This window comes from Streptomyces sp. NPDC001536, from assembly GCF_042894505.1.
Lineage (GTDB): Bacteria > Actinomycetota > Actinomycetes > Streptomycetales > Streptomycetaceae > Streptomyces.
This window is the reverse complement of the sequence record NZ_JBIAVQ010000017.1, coordinates 78445-95448: the sequence shown is the minus strand read 5'-3', so window position 1 is coordinate 95448 and position 17004 is coordinate 78445. Positions and strand designations below refer to the sequence as shown.

Sequence of the window (17004 nt, the reverse complement as noted above, 5' to 3'; positions counted from 1 at the left end):
CCCGTTGAGAATCGGGGGCCGTGCGCATTCTCGCCCTCTACCGTCGGGTGCATGGAGATCACTGTGTGCCGGACCGCCGACGTGGCGTTGCTCGACCAGTACGCGGGCTGACGGTCGTCGCATCGGCGTCGGCAACGACAACCCCCGCGCGGCCGCCCTCTCCGTCCGGCTCGGGTACCGCCCGCTGGTCGACTACCTGGACCGCTACGCGTACGAGGACCATGACGGAACGACCCGGGAGTGCGTCGGCGCCTGCACGTTTCTCGTGAAGGATCTGCCCTGATCAGCCCTTGTGCAACGAACACCCGCCACCCCGCGATGAACGCAAGGATCTTGCGGATACGCGCAAGGTTGCTGCATTACGACCGTGATGCCCCGGCTCATAGGGTCATGCGCTGTACTCGAATGCAGTGACGAAGGAGTCAGCGCGTGCTCGACCAAGGCGCACCCCCGCAACAGCGCACATCACGATCCCCGGGAGTCGGTGCGCGCCTTGTGCGGCGCAAGTCGGTGGAGCGCCTGGTCGCCGAGGGAGGCCAGGGCGAGGGCGGCAGTCTCCGGCGCTCCCTCGGGCTCTGGCAGCTGACCATGATCAGCATCGGTGCCACGCTCGGCACCGGCATCTTCGTCGTCCTCGGCGAGGCCGTGCCCGAGGCCGGTCCGGCCGTCACCCTGTCCTTCGTGATCGCGGGTCTGACGGCACTGTTCTCGGCCCTGTCCTACGCCGAGCTCGCGGGCACGATCCCGGTCTCCGGGTCCTCGTACTCGTATGCGTACGCGACGATGGGCGAGCTGGTCGCCTGGGTCTGCGGCTGGTGTCTGGTCCTGGAGTACGGCGTCTCGGTCGCGGCCGTCGCCGTCGGCTGGGGCGAGTACCTCAACGAACTGCTCGACGGGACCATCGGCGTCACCATTCCGGACGCCCTGTCCGCGCCGCCCGGCGACGGCGGCATCTTCAATCTGCCGGCGCTGATCGTCGTACTCCTGGCCATGGCCTTCCTGCTCGGCGGCGCGAAGGAGTCCGCGCGGGCCAACACGGTCATGGTCGTCGTGAAGATCGCCGCGCTGGTGCTGTTCTGCGCCATCGGCATCCAGGGCTTCCGCTCCGGCAACTACGAGCACTTCATGCCGCTCGGCATGGCGGGCGTGAGCGCGGCCGGGGCGACGCTGTTCTTCTCGTACATCGGCTTCGACGCCGCCTCCACCGCCGGCGAGGAGGCGAAGAACGCGCAGCGTGACCTGCCGCGCGCGATCATGCTGTCGCTGGTCGTCGTGACGGCGCTGTACGTCCTCGTCGCGGCCGTCGCCGTCGGTGCGAAGCCCTGGCAGCGGTTCGGGGACTCGGAGGCGGCGCTGGCCCAGATCATGCGCGAGGTGACGGGACAGACCTTCTGGGGGACCCTGCTGGCCGCCTGTGCCGTCATCGCCATCGCGAGCGTCGTCCTGACCGTGCTCTACGGCCAGACGCGCATCCTCTTCGCGATGTCCCGCGACGGACTCGTGCCGAAGGTGTTCGCGCGCGTCCACCCCAGGACCGGGGCGCCCCGCGCCAACACGGTCATCGTGTCCCTGTTCTGCGGTGTCCTCGCCGCCGCGATCCCGCTGGGCCAGCTCGCCGACGCCACCAGCATCGGCACGCTCTTCGCCTTCGCGCTGGTCAACATCGCCGTCGTGGTGCTGCGCCGGAGCCGCCCCGACATGCCGCGTACCTTCCGGGTGCCGCTGTCCCCGGTGCTGCCCGCGCTGGGGCTCGGGTTCTGTGTCTGGATGATGGGCAGCCTGTCGGCCGTCACCTGGGTGGTCTTCGGAGTCTGGATGGCAGCCGGGCTCGTGTTCTACTTCGTATACGGCTATCGCCGCTCCCGTCTCGCAACACCTGAGAGCTGATCCACCCACCGTGCTCAACGATCTCGACGAACGCATCGTCCACGCCCTCGCCGAGGACGCCCGCCGCTCCTACGCGGACATCGGGCAGATCGTCGGCCTCTCCGCGCCCGCCGTGAAACGGCGCGTGGACCGGCTGCGCGCCACCGGGGCCATCACCGGCTTCACCGTACGGGTCGACCCGTCGGCCCTCGGCTGGGAGACCGAGGGGTTCGTCGAGATCTACTGCCGGCACAACACCTCGCCGGACACCATCCGGCGGGGCCTGGAGCGCTACCAGGAGGTCGTCGCCGCGTCCACCGTCACCGGGGACGCGGACGCGGTCGTCCAGGTCTTCGCCTCCGACATGCGGCACTTCGAACGGGTCCTGGAGCGGATCGCGGGGGAGCCGTTCGTGGAGCGGACCAAGTCGGTGCTGGTGCTGTCGCCGCTGCTGCGGAGGTTTTCTTCGGGGGCGCCTGGGTGAGGGGTGGTGCGGTCGTGGGGCGGGTGCGGGTGCGTCGTGGCTTGTCGCGCAGTTCCCCGCGCCCCTAAGAGCACGTCACCTGGCCCTTCCTCCAAGGCCACGACGCACCCGCACCCGGCAACGGCCCGCACCCCCGAGCTCTACTCCGCCGTCTTCCGCGCCAGCGCGTTGTTGTCCATCGAGTTGTGCACGCTGAAGCTCACCGCGTCCGAGCGGTAGCGGTCGTCCGACCACTCCACCGGGCGCCCCTCGCGGGTCGTCGTCACCCGGCGCACGCGCAACAGCGGACTGGTACGGCGGACGAGCAGCAGCTCGGCATCCTGCGCGCCCGCCGAGACCGCGTCGATGACATGCTCGCCGTACGCGAAGACCAACCCCCTGTCGTCGTACAGGCGTTGGGTCACCGACGGACAGTCCGGCTCGATCGGCTCGACGGCGGGGGAGATCCAGTCGGCGTACACGGTCCGCTCCAGCAACACCGGCTCGCCGTCCAGGCCGCGCACCCGCAGGACGTGCAACACCTGTGTCCCGGCGCGTAGTTGGAGACGTACCGCGTCCTCCTGCGTCGCCGGACGGTACCCCTGCGCGACCACCCGCCCCGTCGCCTCGCGTCCCATCGCACGCGCCCACTGCGCGAAGCTGCGCAGCTCGGCGAAGCTCTGGCTGCGACGGCTGGCCAGCACCACCCGGCGGGCGCCCTGACGGGAGCCGATGAGGCCCTCGGCGGTCAGTGCCGCGACGGCCTGACGGACCGTGCCGCGCGAGACGCCGTAGTGGGCCGCGAGGTCCGTCTCGGCGGGCAGCCGGCTGCCGACTGTGTACTCCTCGCGGTCGATCGCCCGGCGCAGTGCGTCGGCGATCTCCTCGTGTCGCGCCGGCATGCTTCCCCTCTGAGTCGACAGCTGTGCACAGCGTGACCAGCGTAGTCGACATCCGACAGGGATCCGAGAGACGGCTGATTGTGCGGGAATTCAGGGGCCAGCGTTTCTCCAGAGTTTACGAACGTGACACCAGCGGCGGCCTTACTAAGGCCAACTTGTTCAGACAAGTTCTGCACACAAGTTCTCCCTCGCGCGTCCCCTGGAGAAGCCGTGACCGTGTCCCTGCCGAGAACCGCAGCCCTCGGCGTCATCGCCGCCCTCGCCCTGAGCGCCTGCGGCGCCGCCCCCGAGAACTCCTCGACCACCGCCGACGGCAAGAACGCCGCGACCGCCACCTCCGCCGCCGACTTCGGCGGACTCGACGCCCTGGTGAAGGCGGCCAAGAAGGAGGGCACGCTCAACGCCATCGCGCTGCCCCGCGACTGGGCCAACTACGGCGCCCTCATCGACGGCTTCGAGAAGAAGTACGGCATCAAGATCGCCGTCGAGAACCCCGACGGCGCCAGCCAGGACGAGATCAACGCCGTCACCTCCCGCAAGGGCCAGGACCGCGCCCCCGACGTGCTCGACCTCGGCAGCTCCTTCGCCATCAGCGCGGCCCAGCAGGGGCTGCTCGCGCCGTACAAGGTGGCCTCCTTCGCCGACATCCCGGCGGAGCAGAAGGACGCACAGGCACGCTGGTACAACGACTACGGCGGCTACATCTCCATCGGCTGCGACGCCAAGCGCGTCAAGACCTGCCCGACCACCTTCGCCGACCTCCTCAAGCCCCAGTACAAGGGCCAGGTCGCCCTCAACGGCAACCCGACCAAGTCCGGTTCGGCCTTCGGCGGCGTCTGGGCGGCCTCGCTCGCCAGCGGCGGCTCCTTCGACGACATCCAGCCCGGCCTCGACTTCTTCAAGAAGCTGAAGCAGAACGGCAACTACACGCCCGTCGAGTCGACCCCGGCCACCGTCGAGAAGGGCGAGACGCCGATCAGCATCGACTGGGACTACCTCAACGCCGGGTACGCCGAGGAGTTCAAGTCCAAGGGCGTCGACTGGACGGTGTCGGTCCCGAGCGACGGCAAGTTCTCGCAGTACTACTCCCAGGCGATCAACAAGGACGCCCCGCATCCGGCGGCCGCCCGGCTGTGGCAGGAGTACCTCTACAGCGCCGAGGGCCAGAACCTGTGGCTCAAGGGGTACGCCCGCCCGGCCCTGATGACCGCCATGGAGAAGGCCGGCACCCTCGACAAGACCGCCGCGGCCAAGCTGCCCGAGGTCTCCGGCACGCCGAGCTTCCCGACCGAGGCCCAGCAGAACAAGGCCAAGACGGTGCTCGGACAGGGCTGGGCGAAGGCCGTCTCCGGATGACGGCCACCGCCGTACGAGTGGACTCGGCGCCGACCGTCGCGGTGAAGCGGCGGCGCCGGTCCCTCGGCTGGCTCGCCGTGGCCCCGCTGCTCGCCTTCACCGCGGTGGCCTTCGGGCTGCCCGCCTGGGCCATCCTGGACGGGGCGTTCACCGTGAAGACCACCGGCGGGTTCGGTACGGCCAACCTGACCGCCTCGGTGCAGGGCGCGTACCTCACCGCTCTCCTCGGCAGCGTCAAACTGTCCGCCGTGTCGGCCGTGCTGGCCGCCCTGTTCGGACTGCCGCTCGCCCAGGCCGTGGTGACCTCCCGGCACCGGGCGCTCCGCGAGGCCGTCCTCACCGCCTCCGGCGTCCTCGCCAACTTCGGTGGCGTCCCGCTGGCCTTCGCCTTCGTCGCCACCCTCGGCAACGCCGGAGTGCTGACCCGGCACCTGGGCCTCAGCGACAAGGGCTGGGACCTCTACAGCTTCTGGGGACTGGTGATCGTCTACCTGTACTTCCTCATCCCGCTGATGGTCCTCACCATCACCCCGGCCCTGGAGGGCCTGCGCGTCCAGTGGCGCGAGGCCGCGCAGAACAACGGGGCGACCACCGCGCAGTACTGGCGCCATGTCGCCCTGCCCGTCCTCGCGCCCTCGCTGCTCGGCGGGCTCGTGCTGCTCTTCGGCACCGCCTTCGCCGCGTACGCCACCGCCGCCGCGATCGTGGGCAGCTCCATCCCGCTGATCACCCTCCAGATCGCCGACGCGCTCTCCGGCAACGTGCTCGTGGGCCAGGAGAACGTGGCGCTCGCCCTCAGCCTCGACATGGTCCTCATCGCGGGCCTGGTCATGGCCGTGTACCTGCCCCTGCAACGACGGAGCGCGCGATGGCTCGCCTGAACCTGTGGCGGTGGGGCGTCTACGGCCTCGCCGGGCTGTACTTCCTGGTGCCGCTCGCCGCGTCGGTCGTCTTCACGGTCGACGTGCCCGGGCAGGGCCTCACCTTCGACGCCTACACCCGGATCTTCTCCACCGACGGCTTCGTCACCAGCCTGCTGCTCTCGCTGGAACTGGCCCTCGCGACCATCGTCGTCGTGCTGCTCCTGATGGTGCCCGCGACGGTGGCCCTGCGGCTGGGGTCGCCCCGGCTGCGACCGGTCGTCGAGGTCGTGTGCCAACTGCCGCTGGTGGTACCGCCGATCGCGCTCGTCGCCGGCATCATCACGGTCCTGAAGTGGGGGCCCGAACATCTCTCGCGCACCCCGCTGTTCCAGACGTTCGTGGCGATCCAGAACCCCGACTTCCCGGTCGTCCTCGTCCTGGCCTACGTCGTGATGGCCCTGCCCTTCGTGCATCGCGCCCTGGACGCCGGGCTGCGCGCGGTCGACGTCCGCACCCTCGTCGAGGCCGCCCGCAGCTGCGGCGCGAGCTGGCCGCAGGCGCTGGTCCAGGCAGTACTGCCCAATCTGCGCGGCGCCCTCCTCAACTCCTCCTTCCTCACGCTGGCGTTGGTGCTCGGTGAGTTCACGGTCGCCCAGCTGCTCGGCTTCCAGCCCTTCGCGGTGTGGATCGTGAACGTCAGCGGCTCGCAGGCCCAGCTCTCCGTCGCCGTGTCCGTGCTCAGCCTGCTCGTGACATGGGTGCTGCTCCTCGTCCTGGCCGGTCTCGGCGGACGCGCCCGTCCTACTTCCCGGGGATGAACCATGAAGACGCTCGACAAGGCGGCCACCGTCGAATTCCGGGGCCTGCGCAGGGAGTTCGGTCCCACCGTCGCCCTCGACGGACTCGACCTGACCGTCCAGCCGGGTGAGCTCCTCGCCCTGCTCGGCCCGTCCGGCTGCGGCAAGACCACCGCGCTGCGGATGCTCGCGGGCTTCGAACACCCCGACTCCGGCGAGGTATTGGTGGACGGCGAGGACGTCACCGGGGTGCCGGCCCACCGCCGTGACGCCGGGATGGTCTTCCAGTCGTACAGCCTCTTCCCGCACCTCGACGCCGTCGACAACGTGGCCTTCGGGCTGCGGATGCGGAAGGTGCGCACATCTGAACGACGGGCTCGCGCCGTCGAGTTGCTGGAGCTGGTCGGCCTCGCCGACAAGGGTGGCCGCTTCCCGCACCAGCTCTCCGGCGGTCAGCAGCAGCGCGTCGCCCTGGCCCGGGCGCTCGCGCTGCGGCCGCGGGTGCTGCTCCTCGACGAACCGCTGTCGGCGCTCGACGCCAAGGTGCGGCTCAGCCTGCGCGAGGAGATCCGCCGACTCCAGCAGGAGCTCGGGATCACCACCCTGTTCGTGACCCATGACCAGGAGGAGGCCCTGTCGATGGCCGACCGGGTCGCGGTGATGCACGCGGGGCGGCTCGAACAGTGCGCGGCCCCGGCCGAGTTGTACGGCCGTCCGGCCACCGCCTTCGTCGCCGAGTTCGTGGGGACGATGAGCCGGATTCCGGGACGGGTGACCGACGGGGTGGTGGACGTGCTCGGGCAGCGGCTGCCCGTGGACGGGCCGGTGCCCTCGGCGGCCGAGGTGGACGTGCTGGTGCGGCCCGAGGCCGTACGGGTCACCGCCGAGGACGAGGGCAAGGCGCGCGTGGTCGCCACGTCCTTCCTGGGCGCGGCCGTCCGGGTCACCGTCCGGCTCGCCGACGGCACCGACGTGAAGGCCGACCTGCCCGCGCACGAGGCCGCCGGGCTCGGGGCGGGGGCCGCGGTGAGCGTGGCGCTGCCCGAGCGGCCGGTCCTGGTCGCCGAACGTGGCCGCTGACGGCCGTACGAACAGCCGATCCCCCACAGGAACACGCGGTCCCTCACAGGGAACACGCACAACCGATCCCCCCACAGGAAAGAGACCGTCGTGACCCGACTCCCGCTCCAGGCCGTCCTGTTCGACATGGACGGCACGCTCGTCGACACCGAGCGGCTGTGGTGGGAGGCGGTGGAACAGGTGGCCGGCCGGACCCTGACCGAGGCGGACCAGCCGGAGGTGCTCGGCCGCGCGGTCGAGGACACCGCCGCCTGGCTGTCCGCGGCCACGGGCACCCCGGCCGGCGAGCTGGCCGACGCGCTCCACCGGGAGTTCGCCGACCGCGTGCGCACCGGCATCGTGCCCCGCCCCGGCGCGCTCGACCTGCTGCGTGCCCTCGCCCGAGAGGGGGTGCCCACGGCCCTGGTGACCGCCTCCCCGAGAGCGGTCGCCGACACCGTCCTCGAAGCGCTCGGCGCCGATCGCTTCGCCGTCTCCGTGACCGCCGACGACACACCCCGCACCAAGCCGGCCCCCGACCCCTACCTGGCCGCCTGCCGGGCCCTGGGCGTCGACCCCGCCGGCTGCGTGGCCGTCGAGGACACCGAGACCGGGGTCGCCTCCGCCGAGGCCGCCGGGTGTGCCGTGCTCGCCGTGCCCTCCCTCGCGCCGATCGAGGCGGCGCCGGGCCGGACCGTGCTGTCCGGTCTGGAGGGGGTCACCGTCGACCGGCTGCGCGCCCTGCTGCCGTACCGGCTCCGCGTCATGACCTGGAACCTCTGGTACGGCGGCACCAAGGTCCACGACCACCGGGCCAAACAGCTCAAGGTCATCGCCGAGACCGAGGTGGACGTGGTCGGTCTCCAGGAGACGTACGGCACCGCCGCACAGGAGCTCGCCGAGGCCCTCGGCTGGTACCACCACCGGGCCGGGGTCAACCTGGGCGTCATCAGCCGCCACCCGATCACGGACACCTTCGGGGACCCGGAGGTGGGCTTCTACGGGGCGGCGGGGGTCCGTCTCCGGGTCGCCGACGGGGCCGAGGTGGATGTCTGGTCGGTCCACCTGGACTACGAGCATTACGGGCCCTACGTGCCGTCGGCCGCGCACGAGGGGGTGCGGCTCGCCCAGATGCAGGATGCGCTGGGCAGGATCGACGACACCGTGCCCGTCGCCCTGGTCGGTGACTTCAACACTCCCTCGCACCTGGACTGGCCGGACATCGAGTGGCCGGTCACGAAGGCGGCCGAGGAAGCGGGCTTCGCCGACTCCTACCGGCAGGCCCACCCGGACCCCGTGGCGGAGCCCGGTCACACCTGGTCGCCGGTCCAGGCCCCGCCGGAGCCGCAGGACCGGATCGACTTCGTGCTGCACCGCGGGCTGCGGGTGCTCGACTCCCGGACGTACGTCAGCGGCACGCCCCGGACCTGGCCGGACGTCGAGGACAACGACTGGCCGTCCGACCACGCGGCGGTGATCACCACTTTTTCACTGGGCAGCGGGGCCGGGACTGTCTAGCATCGGTGTCATGACCTGGCGACATTGATCCACCAGCCGTGCCTCCCGAGGGCCGCCTCGGACGCCGTACCGACGACGTCCGATCCGCCCTTCCGGGAAGGCCTCATGACACTCTCACCCACACGTGTGCCCGCGACCGGCATCCGCCGGCTGACGGCCACGCTGTACGGCTACGCGTTCCTCGACGACTTCGTCCTGCTCTACCCGGTGTACGCGCTGCTCTTCGCCGACACCGGGATGTCGCTCTGGCAGATCTCCTCCCTGTTCGCCCTGTGGTCGATCACCGCCGTCGTGCTGGAGGTCCCCTCGGGCGCCCTGGCCGACGCGGTCTCCCGACGGCTCCTCCTGTGGATCGGCCCGTTGTTCAACGCCGTCGGCTTCGCCCTGTGGGTGGTCGTCCCCGCGTACTGGGCCTTCGCGCTCGGGTTCGTCCTGTGGGGTGTCGGCGGAGCGCTCTGCTCCGGCTCCTTCGAGGCGCTGGCCTACGACGAGTTGGACCGGCTCGGCGCCGCCGACCGGTACGCGCGCGTGATGGGACGGGTGCGCGCGGCGCGGCTGGCGGCCACCATGGCGTCGATCGGTCTCGCCGGGCCGGTGTTCGCGCTCGGCGGCTATGCGCTGGTGGGCGCGGGCAGTGTGCTGGCCTGTCTGCTGGCCGCCGTGGCGGCGACCCGGCTGCCGGAGCACCGGGCCCGGCCGGAGAGCGGGGGCGACGGCTGGTGGACGACCCTGCGGACCGGACTGGCCGTGGTCCGCGAGGACCGTACCGTACGCGGCGCCCTGCTGCTGGTACCCGCCGTCGCCGCGGTGTGGGGCGCGCTCGACGAGTACACGCCCCTGCTGGCCCGCGACACCGGCGTGGCGGAGACGACCGTGCCCTATCTGATCCTGCTCGTGTGGACCCTCGTCACGGCGGCGAGCCTCCTGACCGGGCCGGCCGAACGCCTCGGCACACCCGGGATGGCCTGGCTGCTCGCGGGCTCCGCGCTCGCCCTGGCCGTCGGCGCCGGGTTGGGGACCCCGGCCGGCATCGCGCTCGTCGGCCTCGCCTTCGGCGGGTTCCAGCTGGCCGAGGTGCTCGCCGACGTCCGCCTCCAGCACCGTATCGACGAGTCCCGCCGGGCCACCCTCACCTCCGTCGCGAGCCTGGGCACGGAGCTGGTCACGGTCGCCACCTTCGGCGCGTACGCGCTGCTGGGCACGACCGCGGCCCACAGCACGGTCTTCGCGGTGCTGGCGGTGCCGTACCTGGTGACGGCGCTGGCACTGGCACTGGCTGGAAGTCGCGCTGCCACACCTTCTCGAACGGGGCGGATCTGACGCACCCTGCAGGTCCCTCGGGCCCAGATCCCCGGTCGTCGCCCAGCTGTGACCGAGGAACAGGGTGGCGCCGAGCACTGCGATCCTCGTACGACGGTTCATGACGATCCTTTCCGCAGCCGAACGGGACGGTCACCACTGCCCCGAGGCCCCGCACCGCGTACGCCTCAGGGCGAATGGGCGGGTACGCAACGAATCGCCGCCCCGCCCCGCACGGACGCAACAAACCGCTCACCGGCGCGCAACGGCTCCTTCTTGTCCGCCCTGGTCAGCCCGCCGTACCGTCTACATGGCCCCCACATCCACCCTTTCGCCCCGGTGAGGACACGCATGCGTACCGCCCTGCTCCAGAGCTCCGGCCGCCCCGGCTCGGTCGTCGAGAACCTCAAGGTCCTCGACGAGGCCGCGGGCCGTGCCGCCGCCGCGGGCGCCGCACTGCTGGCAGCGCCGGAGATGTTCCTGACCGGGTACGCGATCGGCGACGACATCGCCCGCCTCGCGGAGCCGGCCGACGGGGACAGCGCGGACGCGGTCGCGGAGATCGCCGCACGGCACGGTCTCGCCATCGCGTACGGCTACCCGGAGCGCTCCGGGGACGCGGTCTTCAACTCCGCCCAGCTCATCTCGGCCACGGGCGACCGCCTCGCCGGCTACCGCAAGACCCACCTCTTCGGCTGCTTCGAGCGCGACCACTTCACACCGGGGGAGCAGCCGGTCGTCCAGGCCGAGCTCGGCGGACTGACCGTCGGCCTCATGATCTGCTACGACGTCGAGTTCCCGGAGAACGTCCGCGCCCACGCCCTCGCCGGCACCGACCTCCTGATCGTGCCGACCGCGCAGATGCACCCCTTCCAGTTCGTCGCCGAGTCGATGATCCCGGTGCGCGCCTTCGAGAACCAGATGTACGTCGCCTACGTCAACCGGGTCGGCCAGGAAGGGGAGTTCGAGTTCGTCGGGCTCTCCACCCTCGCCGGTCCCGACGGCGTCGCCCGCACCCGCGCCGGACGCGGCGAGGAGCTGGTGTTCGCGGACGCCGACCCCGTGTCCCTCGCCGCCTCCCGCGAGGCCAACCCGTATCTGCACGACCGCCGCCCCGGGCTCTACGGGTCCCTGGTCTGAGCGTCTGAGCGTCCCCCGTCTTTCGTATTCGCTAGGAGTCCGTACCCCATGACGTCCACGGTGCCCAACGCCGTCCAGCACGCCGACGAGCAGCAGCCGCCGATCACCATGTTCGGCCCGGACTTCCCGTACGCGTACGACGACTTCCTCGCCCACCCGGCCGGCCTCGGCCAGATACCGGCGACCGAGCACGGCACCGAGGTCGCGGTGATCGGCGGCGGCCTGTCCGGCATCGTCGCCGCGTACGAGCTGATGAAGATGGGCCTCAAGCCGGTCGTGTACGAGGCCGACCGGATCGGCGGCCGGCTGCGGACCGTGGGCTTCGACGGCCCGGGCACCGAAGGCCTCACCGCCGAGATGGGCGCGATGCGCTTCCCGCCGTCCTCCACGGCGCTCCAGCACTACATCGACCTGGTGGACCTGAAGACGCAGCCCTTCCCCAACCCGCTGGCGGAGGCGACCCCTTCGACGGTCGTGGACCTCAAGGGCGAGTCGCACTACGCCGAGACGGTCGAGGACCTGCCGCAGGTCTACCGTGACGTCGCCGCCGCCTGGAACAAGTGCCTCGAAGAGGGCGCCGACTTCTCCGACATGAACCAGGCCATGCGGGAGCGGGACGTCCCGCGCATCCGCGAGATCTGGGCGAAGCTCGTCGAGAAGCTCGACAATCAGACCTTCTACGGCTTCCTCTGCGACTCGGAGGCCTTCAAGTCCTTCCGGCACCGCGAGATCTTCGGCCAGGTCGGCTTCGGCACCGGTGGCTGGGACACCGACTTCCCCAACTCCATCCTGGAGATCCTGCGGGTCGTCTACACCGAGGCAGACGACCACCACCGCGGCATCGTGGGCGGCTCCCAGCAGCTTCCGCTCCGGCTCTGGGAGCGCGAGCCCGAGAAGATCGTCCACTGGCCCTACGGCACCTCACTGGCGAGCCTGCACCTGAACGGCGAGCCCCGCCCGGCCGTGACCCGCCTGCACCGCACGGCGAACAACCAGATCACCGTGACGGACGCGAACGGCGACATCCGCACCTACCGGGCGGCGATCTTCACCGCCCAGTCCTGGATGCTGCTGTCGAAGATCGCCTGCGACGACTCGCTCTTCCCGATCGACCACTGGACGGCGATCGAGCGCACCCACTACATGGAGAGCTCCAAGCTCTTCGTCCCCGTCGACCGGCCGTTCTGGCTGGACAAGGCCGTCGACGACAGGGGAAATCCGACCGGCCGTGACGTCATGTCGATGACCCTCACCGACCGTATGACGCGCGGGACCTACCTCCTCGACGACGGTCCGGACAAGCCGGCCGTGATCTGCCTGTCCTACACCTGGTGCGACGACAGCCTGAAGTGGCTGCCGCTGTCCGCGAACGAGCGGATGGAGGTCATGCTGAAGTCGCTCGGCGAGATCTACCCGAAGGTCGACATCAGGAAGCACATCATCGGCAACCCGGTGACGGTGTCATGGGAGAACGAGCCCTACTTCATGGGTGCGTTCAAGGCCAACCTGCCCGGCCACTACCGCTACCAGCGGCGCCTGTTCACCCACTTCATGCAGGACCGGCTGCCCGAGGACAAGCGGGGCATCTTCCTCGCCGGCGACGACATCTCCTGGACGGCCGGCTGGGCCGAGGGCGCGGTCCAGACCGCGCTGAACGCGGTGTGGGGGGTCATGCACCACTTCGGCGGGACGACCGACGCGACGAACCCGGGGCCGGGGGACGTCTACGACGAGATCGCGCCGGTCGAACTGCCGGAGGACTGAGCCCGTCGACGGCGGACTCCCGAGGAGACCGCCGTCCCGACGGCCAGCACGCAGAGGACCAGGCCGCCGTACACGACCGGGTTCACCCAGCCCGGCACCAGTTCGGTCCCCTCACCGTCCCCGGTGACGCACTGCACGCTGACCGGCAGTTCCATCCGCGTCACCACGCGGTCGCCGCGCGCACCGGCGGCCGCGCACATCTGGTCCGGGTCCAGGATGTAGAAGCCCTGCATGACGCCGTAGGCATACGCGCCGAGGGCGGCCGTGCCGGCGAGCACCGCCAGCAGCGCGCACGACACGGCGTCGGGCGGCCGCAGTCCGCTGCCGAGCTCCCGGTCGTAGGCCCGCTTGGCCAGCGCCAGGGCGAGGCCCACGACGACGAACGGCGTCACCAACGGCGCGAAGACCAGGGTCACGAAGAGAAGATCGGCCACGTGAGCCCAGACAGGCCCGGTCGCCGTCCGGTTCCCGGCCGGGCCGGATCAGTCCGGCAGCGGGGTGAGCAGCATCCGTCCCGCGAACCCCACCGCCGTGTCCAGCCGCTCGGTGAACTCCCCGGCGACATCGGGCAGTCCGCGCAGCGCCCACAGTGCGCGGGCCGCCGTCCAGGTGGCGTCCCGGGCCCGCTCCAGACTCCACGCGCCGAGCAGATGGGTCAGCGGGTCGGCGATCTGGAGGAGGTCGGGGCCCGGCATCAGATCTTCGCGGATGCGCTCCTCCAACGAGACGAGGAGATCGCCCACCCGGTCGAACTCGTCCTCCACGTCGACGGGTTCGCAGCCGAGCGTACGACAGGTGTCCACGACGGCCAGCGCGAGATCGTGCCCGATGTGCGCGTTGATGCCCGCGAGCGCGAACTGCAGCGGGCGTACGCCGGGATGCCGGCGGTACTGGAACAGGGGCCGCCAGCACGCGGGCGGGCGGCGCTCGTCGGCCACCGCCTCGACGGCCCGCAGATACCGCTCGGCGAACCGCACGTCCAGCGTGATCGCGGCGCGCGCGTCCGTGAACCGGCCCGTGTCGATACCCCGGTCCACCGCCTCCGTGACGGCGAGGTAGACACGGTTGAACACCGCGATCCCGTCCCGTTCCGGAAGCGCCTCGTCCAGGGCACGCATCCGGGAGACGACGGCGTCGACGGGAGTGACGAACTGTTCCAACTGCGGCATGGAGGCAGGGTCGCAGGCCTAGGCTGGCCGAAGTGTCGGCGGGCCCGGCGCTTCCCCAGAACGGGGGAACGCCACCGCCGTAGGGGGAGGGGATCAGCAGGTGCCAGGCCAACGTGCCCACCGCCTGGCCGAACGCAGGGCCGGGCGCCGACGTGCCGCCCGGCGCAACGGCATGGTCGCGGCGGCCTCCGTCGTGGTCGCCGTGGGCACCGCGACCGGGATGATGTCCGCGCTGGACGACGGGCGGGGCTCCGACGAGGCCCGTCCCGAGGTGACGGACTCCCCGACCCTGGACGTCCGGCCGCCCGCGCCCTCGCCGTCCCCCTCGGTCACCACATCGGCTTCCGCGTCCGCCTCCCCGAAGAAGAAGCCGGCGAGCCCGACGCCCTCGCCGACGAGGACGGAGAAGAAGCAGGAGACCGCGGCCGTCGCCACCCGGCTCTACCGCCACCCCGAGTCCCAGGTCCTCGACTGGGTCCGCGACAACCCCGGCGACGCGCGCCACGACGTCATACGGTCCCGGATCGCCGACCAGCCGGCGGCGGTCTGGTTCGCCGACTACACACCGGACACCATCACGGCACGTGTGCGTGCGGTCACCTCCGGCGGCGCGGCCCAGGGCCGGGTGCCGGTGGTCGTGGCCTACGGGATCCCGGACCGCGACTGCGGCGGGGCCTCCCAGGGCGGGGCGCCGGACCTCGACGCCTACGACGCCTGGATCGACCGGTTCGCCGCCGGGCTCGGCTCCGGCGAGGTCGTCGTGATCCTGGAACCCGACTCGATAGCCCAGTCCGACTGTCTGTCCGCCGCTCAACGGGCCGACCGCTTCGCCTCGTTGGCCCGTGCCGGGCGGACCTTCAAGGACGCGAACCCGAAGGCCCGGGTCTACTTCGACGCCGGCCACTCCGGCTGGCTTCCCGCGGCCAAACAGGCCGACCTGCTACGGCAGGCGGGTGCCGCCTCGGCCGCCTCCTCCGACGGGGTCTTCAGCAATGTCTCCAACTTCCACCACACCGCCGACGAGATCGCCTACGACCGACGGGTCCTCGACGCCCTCCGGGGCCCCGCGAGCCTCGGCGCCGTCATCGACACCAGCCGCAACGGCAACGGCGCCCCGGCCGACGGCGAGTGGTGCGACCCCGACGGCCGCAAGCTGGGCCGGACCCCGACCCTGAACACCGGCGAGGCCCGCATCGACGGCTATCTGTGGGTGAAGCTGCCGGGGGAGTCGGACGGCTGCAAGGGCTCGCCCGGCACGTTCACCCCGTCGTACGCCTACGACTTGGCGCGCTGAGCCCCCGTCTCGTCGTAGGAGGACGTGCCCTCGTCGAGGAGCGGCTGCTGCGTCTTGAGGTGGGCCGGGGCGAAGGCCCGCAGCGCGTGATAGCCGGTGATGACGACCAGCGTGCCCAGCGCGATGCCGCTCAGCGAGAAGGTGTCGGTGAACTTCATGGTGACGTCGCCGACGCCGATGATGATGCCCGCCGCGGCCGGCACCAGGTTGAGCGGATTGCGCAGGTCCACCTTGGCGTTGATCCAGATCTGCGCGCCGAGCAGGCCGATCATGCCGTACAGGATCACGGTGATGCCGCCGAGCACTCCGCCGGGGATCGCGGCGACGACCGCGCCGAACTTCGGGCACAGGCCGAACAGGAGCGCGAAACCGGCGGCGGCCCAGTACGCGGCCGTGGAGTAGACGCGGGTCGCGGCCATCACGCCGATGTTCTCGGAGTACGTGGTGTTGGGCGGGCCGCCCACCGCGGTGGACAGCATCGAGCCGACGCCGTCGGCCGAGATCGCGGTGCCGAGCTTGTCGTCCAGCGAGTCGCCGGTCATCTCGCCGACCGCCTTGACGTGTCCGGCGTTCTCCGCGACCAGGGCGATGACGACGGGCAGCGCGACCAGGATCGCCGACCACTCGAAGGAGGGGCCGTGGAAGGCGGGGAGCCCGATCCAGTCGGCCTGGCCGACCGCGGAGAGGTCGAGCCGCCAGTGGTCGGTGAGCTTGCCGCTCGCGTCCACCGAGTGGATCCGGCCGAAGATCCGGTCGAAGGCCCAGGAGATGCCGTAGCCGAAGACCAGCCCGAGGAAGATCGCGATCCGGGACCAGAAACCACGCAGACAGACGACCGCCAGACCGGTGAACAGCATGACCAGCAGAGCCGTCCACTGGTCCTGCGGCCAATAGGTGCTGGCCGTCACCGGGGCCAGGTTGAAGCCGATCAGCATGACCACCGCGCCGGTGACGATCGGCGGCATCGCGGCGTGGATGATCCGCGCCCCGAACCGCTGCACGGCGACACCGACCAGGAACAGCGCGACACCGACGACGAAGACCGCGCCGGTCACCGTGGCACTCGTACCGCCCTGCGCGCGGATCACCGCGGCGACGCCCACGAAGGAGAGCGAGCAGCCGAGATAGCTGGGCATCCGGCCGCGGGTGGCCAGCAGGAAGATCACGGTTGCGACGCCGGACATCATGATCGCGAGATTGGGGTCCAGGCCCATCAGGACCGGCGCCACGAAGGACGCCCCGAACATCGCCACCACGTGCTGCGCACCGAGTCCGACCGTGCGCGGCCAGGACAGCCGCTCGTCGGGGCGGACCACCGCTCCGGGCGCCGGGGTGCGTCCGTCGCCGTGCAGTTTCCAGCCGACGCCAAGATCCATGGTGCGGGTTCGCTTTCGTCGTACGTGCGGATGTCCGGACCCATTGTCAGGGAGATCCGCCCAGGTCACCGCCCCGGGGCCGACTCCGGAGTGAGCGCCCGCTTAATATGAGGAGATCCCTGCCGTACGTCCCTGGAG

General features: G+C 71.0%; 15 protein-coding genes. 11 read left to right on the top strand and 4 right to left on the bottom strand.

All coding sequences use genetic code 11. From position 1 onward, the window contains the following. Positions 1-429 precede the first annotated feature (429 nt). Positions 430-1887, top strand: a complete 1458-nt coding sequence (locus ACFY0U_RS36930; RefSeq protein WP_388643397.1) for an amino acid permease — start codon at positions 430-432, stop codon at positions 1885-1887. Positions 1888-1897: 10 nt separating this feature from the next. Beyond that, positions 1898-2350, top strand: coding sequence for an Lrp/AsnC family transcriptional regulator (locus tag ACFY0U_RS36925; RefSeq protein ID WP_046260034.1), 453 nt, complete (start codon positions 1898-1900; stop codon positions 2348-2350). A 140-nt stretch (positions 2351-2490) separates the two neighbouring features. Here the strand turns inward: ACFY0U_RS36925 and ACFY0U_RS36920 are convergent, their stop codons facing one another. Next, a complete protein-coding gene (locus ACFY0U_RS36920; RefSeq protein ID WP_388643394.1) occupies positions 2491-3231 on the bottom strand; it encodes a GntR family transcriptional regulator in 741 nt (246 codons plus the stop codon). 210 nt (positions 3232-3441) lie between these two features. On the opposite strand from ACFY0U_RS36920, the gene ACFY0U_RS36915 reads away from it, so the two are divergent. The 8 genes from ACFY0U_RS36915 to ACFY0U_RS36880 all read left to right on the top strand — a co-directional run bounded on the left by ACFY0U_RS36915 (position 3442) and on the right by ACFY0U_RS36880 (position 13027). Continuing rightward, positions 3442-4587: an ABC transporter substrate-binding protein gene (locus ACFY0U_RS36915; RefSeq protein ID WP_388643391.1), complete on the top strand. Its 1146-nt coding sequence runs from the start codon at positions 3442-3444 to the stop codon at positions 4585-4587. Beyond that, the gene (locus tag ACFY0U_RS36910; RefSeq protein ID WP_388643388.1) at positions 4584-5468 is read left to right on the top strand and encodes an ABC transporter permease; all 885 of its coding nucleotides are present in this window, start codon (positions 4584-4586) and stop codon (positions 5466-5468) included. Before ACFY0U_RS36915 ends, ACFY0U_RS36910 begins: the two co-directional genes overlap by 4 nt. Continuing rightward, positions 5456-6268, top strand: coding sequence for an ABC transporter permease (locus tag ACFY0U_RS36905; protein WP_388643386.1), 813 nt, complete (start codon positions 5456-5458; stop codon positions 6266-6268). Before ACFY0U_RS36910 ends, ACFY0U_RS36905 begins: the two co-directional genes overlap by 13 nt. Before the next feature lie 3 nt (positions 6269-6271). Next, positions 6272-7327, top strand: a complete 1056-nt coding sequence (locus tag ACFY0U_RS36900; RefSeq protein WP_388643383.1) for an ABC transporter ATP-binding protein — start codon at positions 6272-6274, stop codon at positions 7325-7327. A gap of 90 nt (positions 7328-7417) precedes the next feature. Continuing rightward, positions 7418-8824: an HAD-IA family hydrolase gene (locus ACFY0U_RS36895; RefSeq protein WP_388643381.1), complete on the top strand. Its 1407-nt coding sequence runs from the start codon at positions 7418-7420 to the stop codon at positions 8822-8824. A gap of 105 nt (positions 8825-8929) precedes the next feature. After that, positions 8930-10144, top strand: a complete 1215-nt coding sequence (locus tag ACFY0U_RS36890) for an MFS transporter (protein ID WP_388643379.1) — start codon at positions 8930-8932, stop codon at positions 10142-10144. 330 nt (positions 10145-10474) lie between these two features. Continuing rightward, entirely contained in the window at positions 10475-11263 is a 789-nt protein-coding gene (locus tag ACFY0U_RS36885) for a carbon-nitrogen hydrolase family protein (protein ID WP_388643378.1), read from the top strand. Positions 11264-11311: 48 nt separating this feature from the next. Next, on the top strand, positions 11312-13027 hold the full coding sequence (locus ACFY0U_RS36880; RefSeq protein ID WP_388643375.1) for a flavin monoamine oxidase family protein: 1716 nt from the start codon (positions 11312-11314) through the stop codon (positions 13025-13027). On the opposite strand, the gene ACFY0U_RS36875 is transcribed toward ACFY0U_RS36880, so the two are convergent. Next, on the bottom strand, positions 12988-13443 hold the full coding sequence (locus tag ACFY0U_RS36875; RefSeq protein ID WP_388643372.1) for a hypothetical protein: 456 nt from the start codon (positions 13441-13443) through the stop codon (positions 12988-12990). The genes ACFY0U_RS36880 and ACFY0U_RS36875 overlap by 40 nt on opposite strands. 66 nt (positions 13444-13509) lie before the next feature. Further along, positions 13510-14196: a DUF5995 family protein gene (locus tag ACFY0U_RS36870; protein ID WP_388643369.1), complete on the bottom strand. Its 687-nt coding sequence runs from the start codon at positions 14194-14196 to the stop codon at positions 13510-13512. A 172-nt stretch (positions 14197-14368) separates the two neighbouring features. On the opposite strand from ACFY0U_RS36870, the gene ACFY0U_RS36865 reads away from it, so the two are divergent. Then, positions 14369-15490: a glycoside hydrolase family 6 protein gene (locus ACFY0U_RS36865; protein WP_388643658.1), complete on the top strand. Its 1122-nt coding sequence runs from the start codon at positions 14369-14371 to the stop codon at positions 15488-15490. Here ACFY0U_RS36865 and ACFY0U_RS36860 read toward each other — a convergent pair. Then, entirely contained in the window at positions 15472-16866 is a 1395-nt protein-coding gene (locus ACFY0U_RS36860) for a uracil-xanthine permease family protein (RefSeq protein ID WP_388643366.1), read from the bottom strand. The genes ACFY0U_RS36865 and ACFY0U_RS36860 overlap by 19 nt on opposite strands. Positions 16867-17004: the final 138 nt, after the last annotated feature.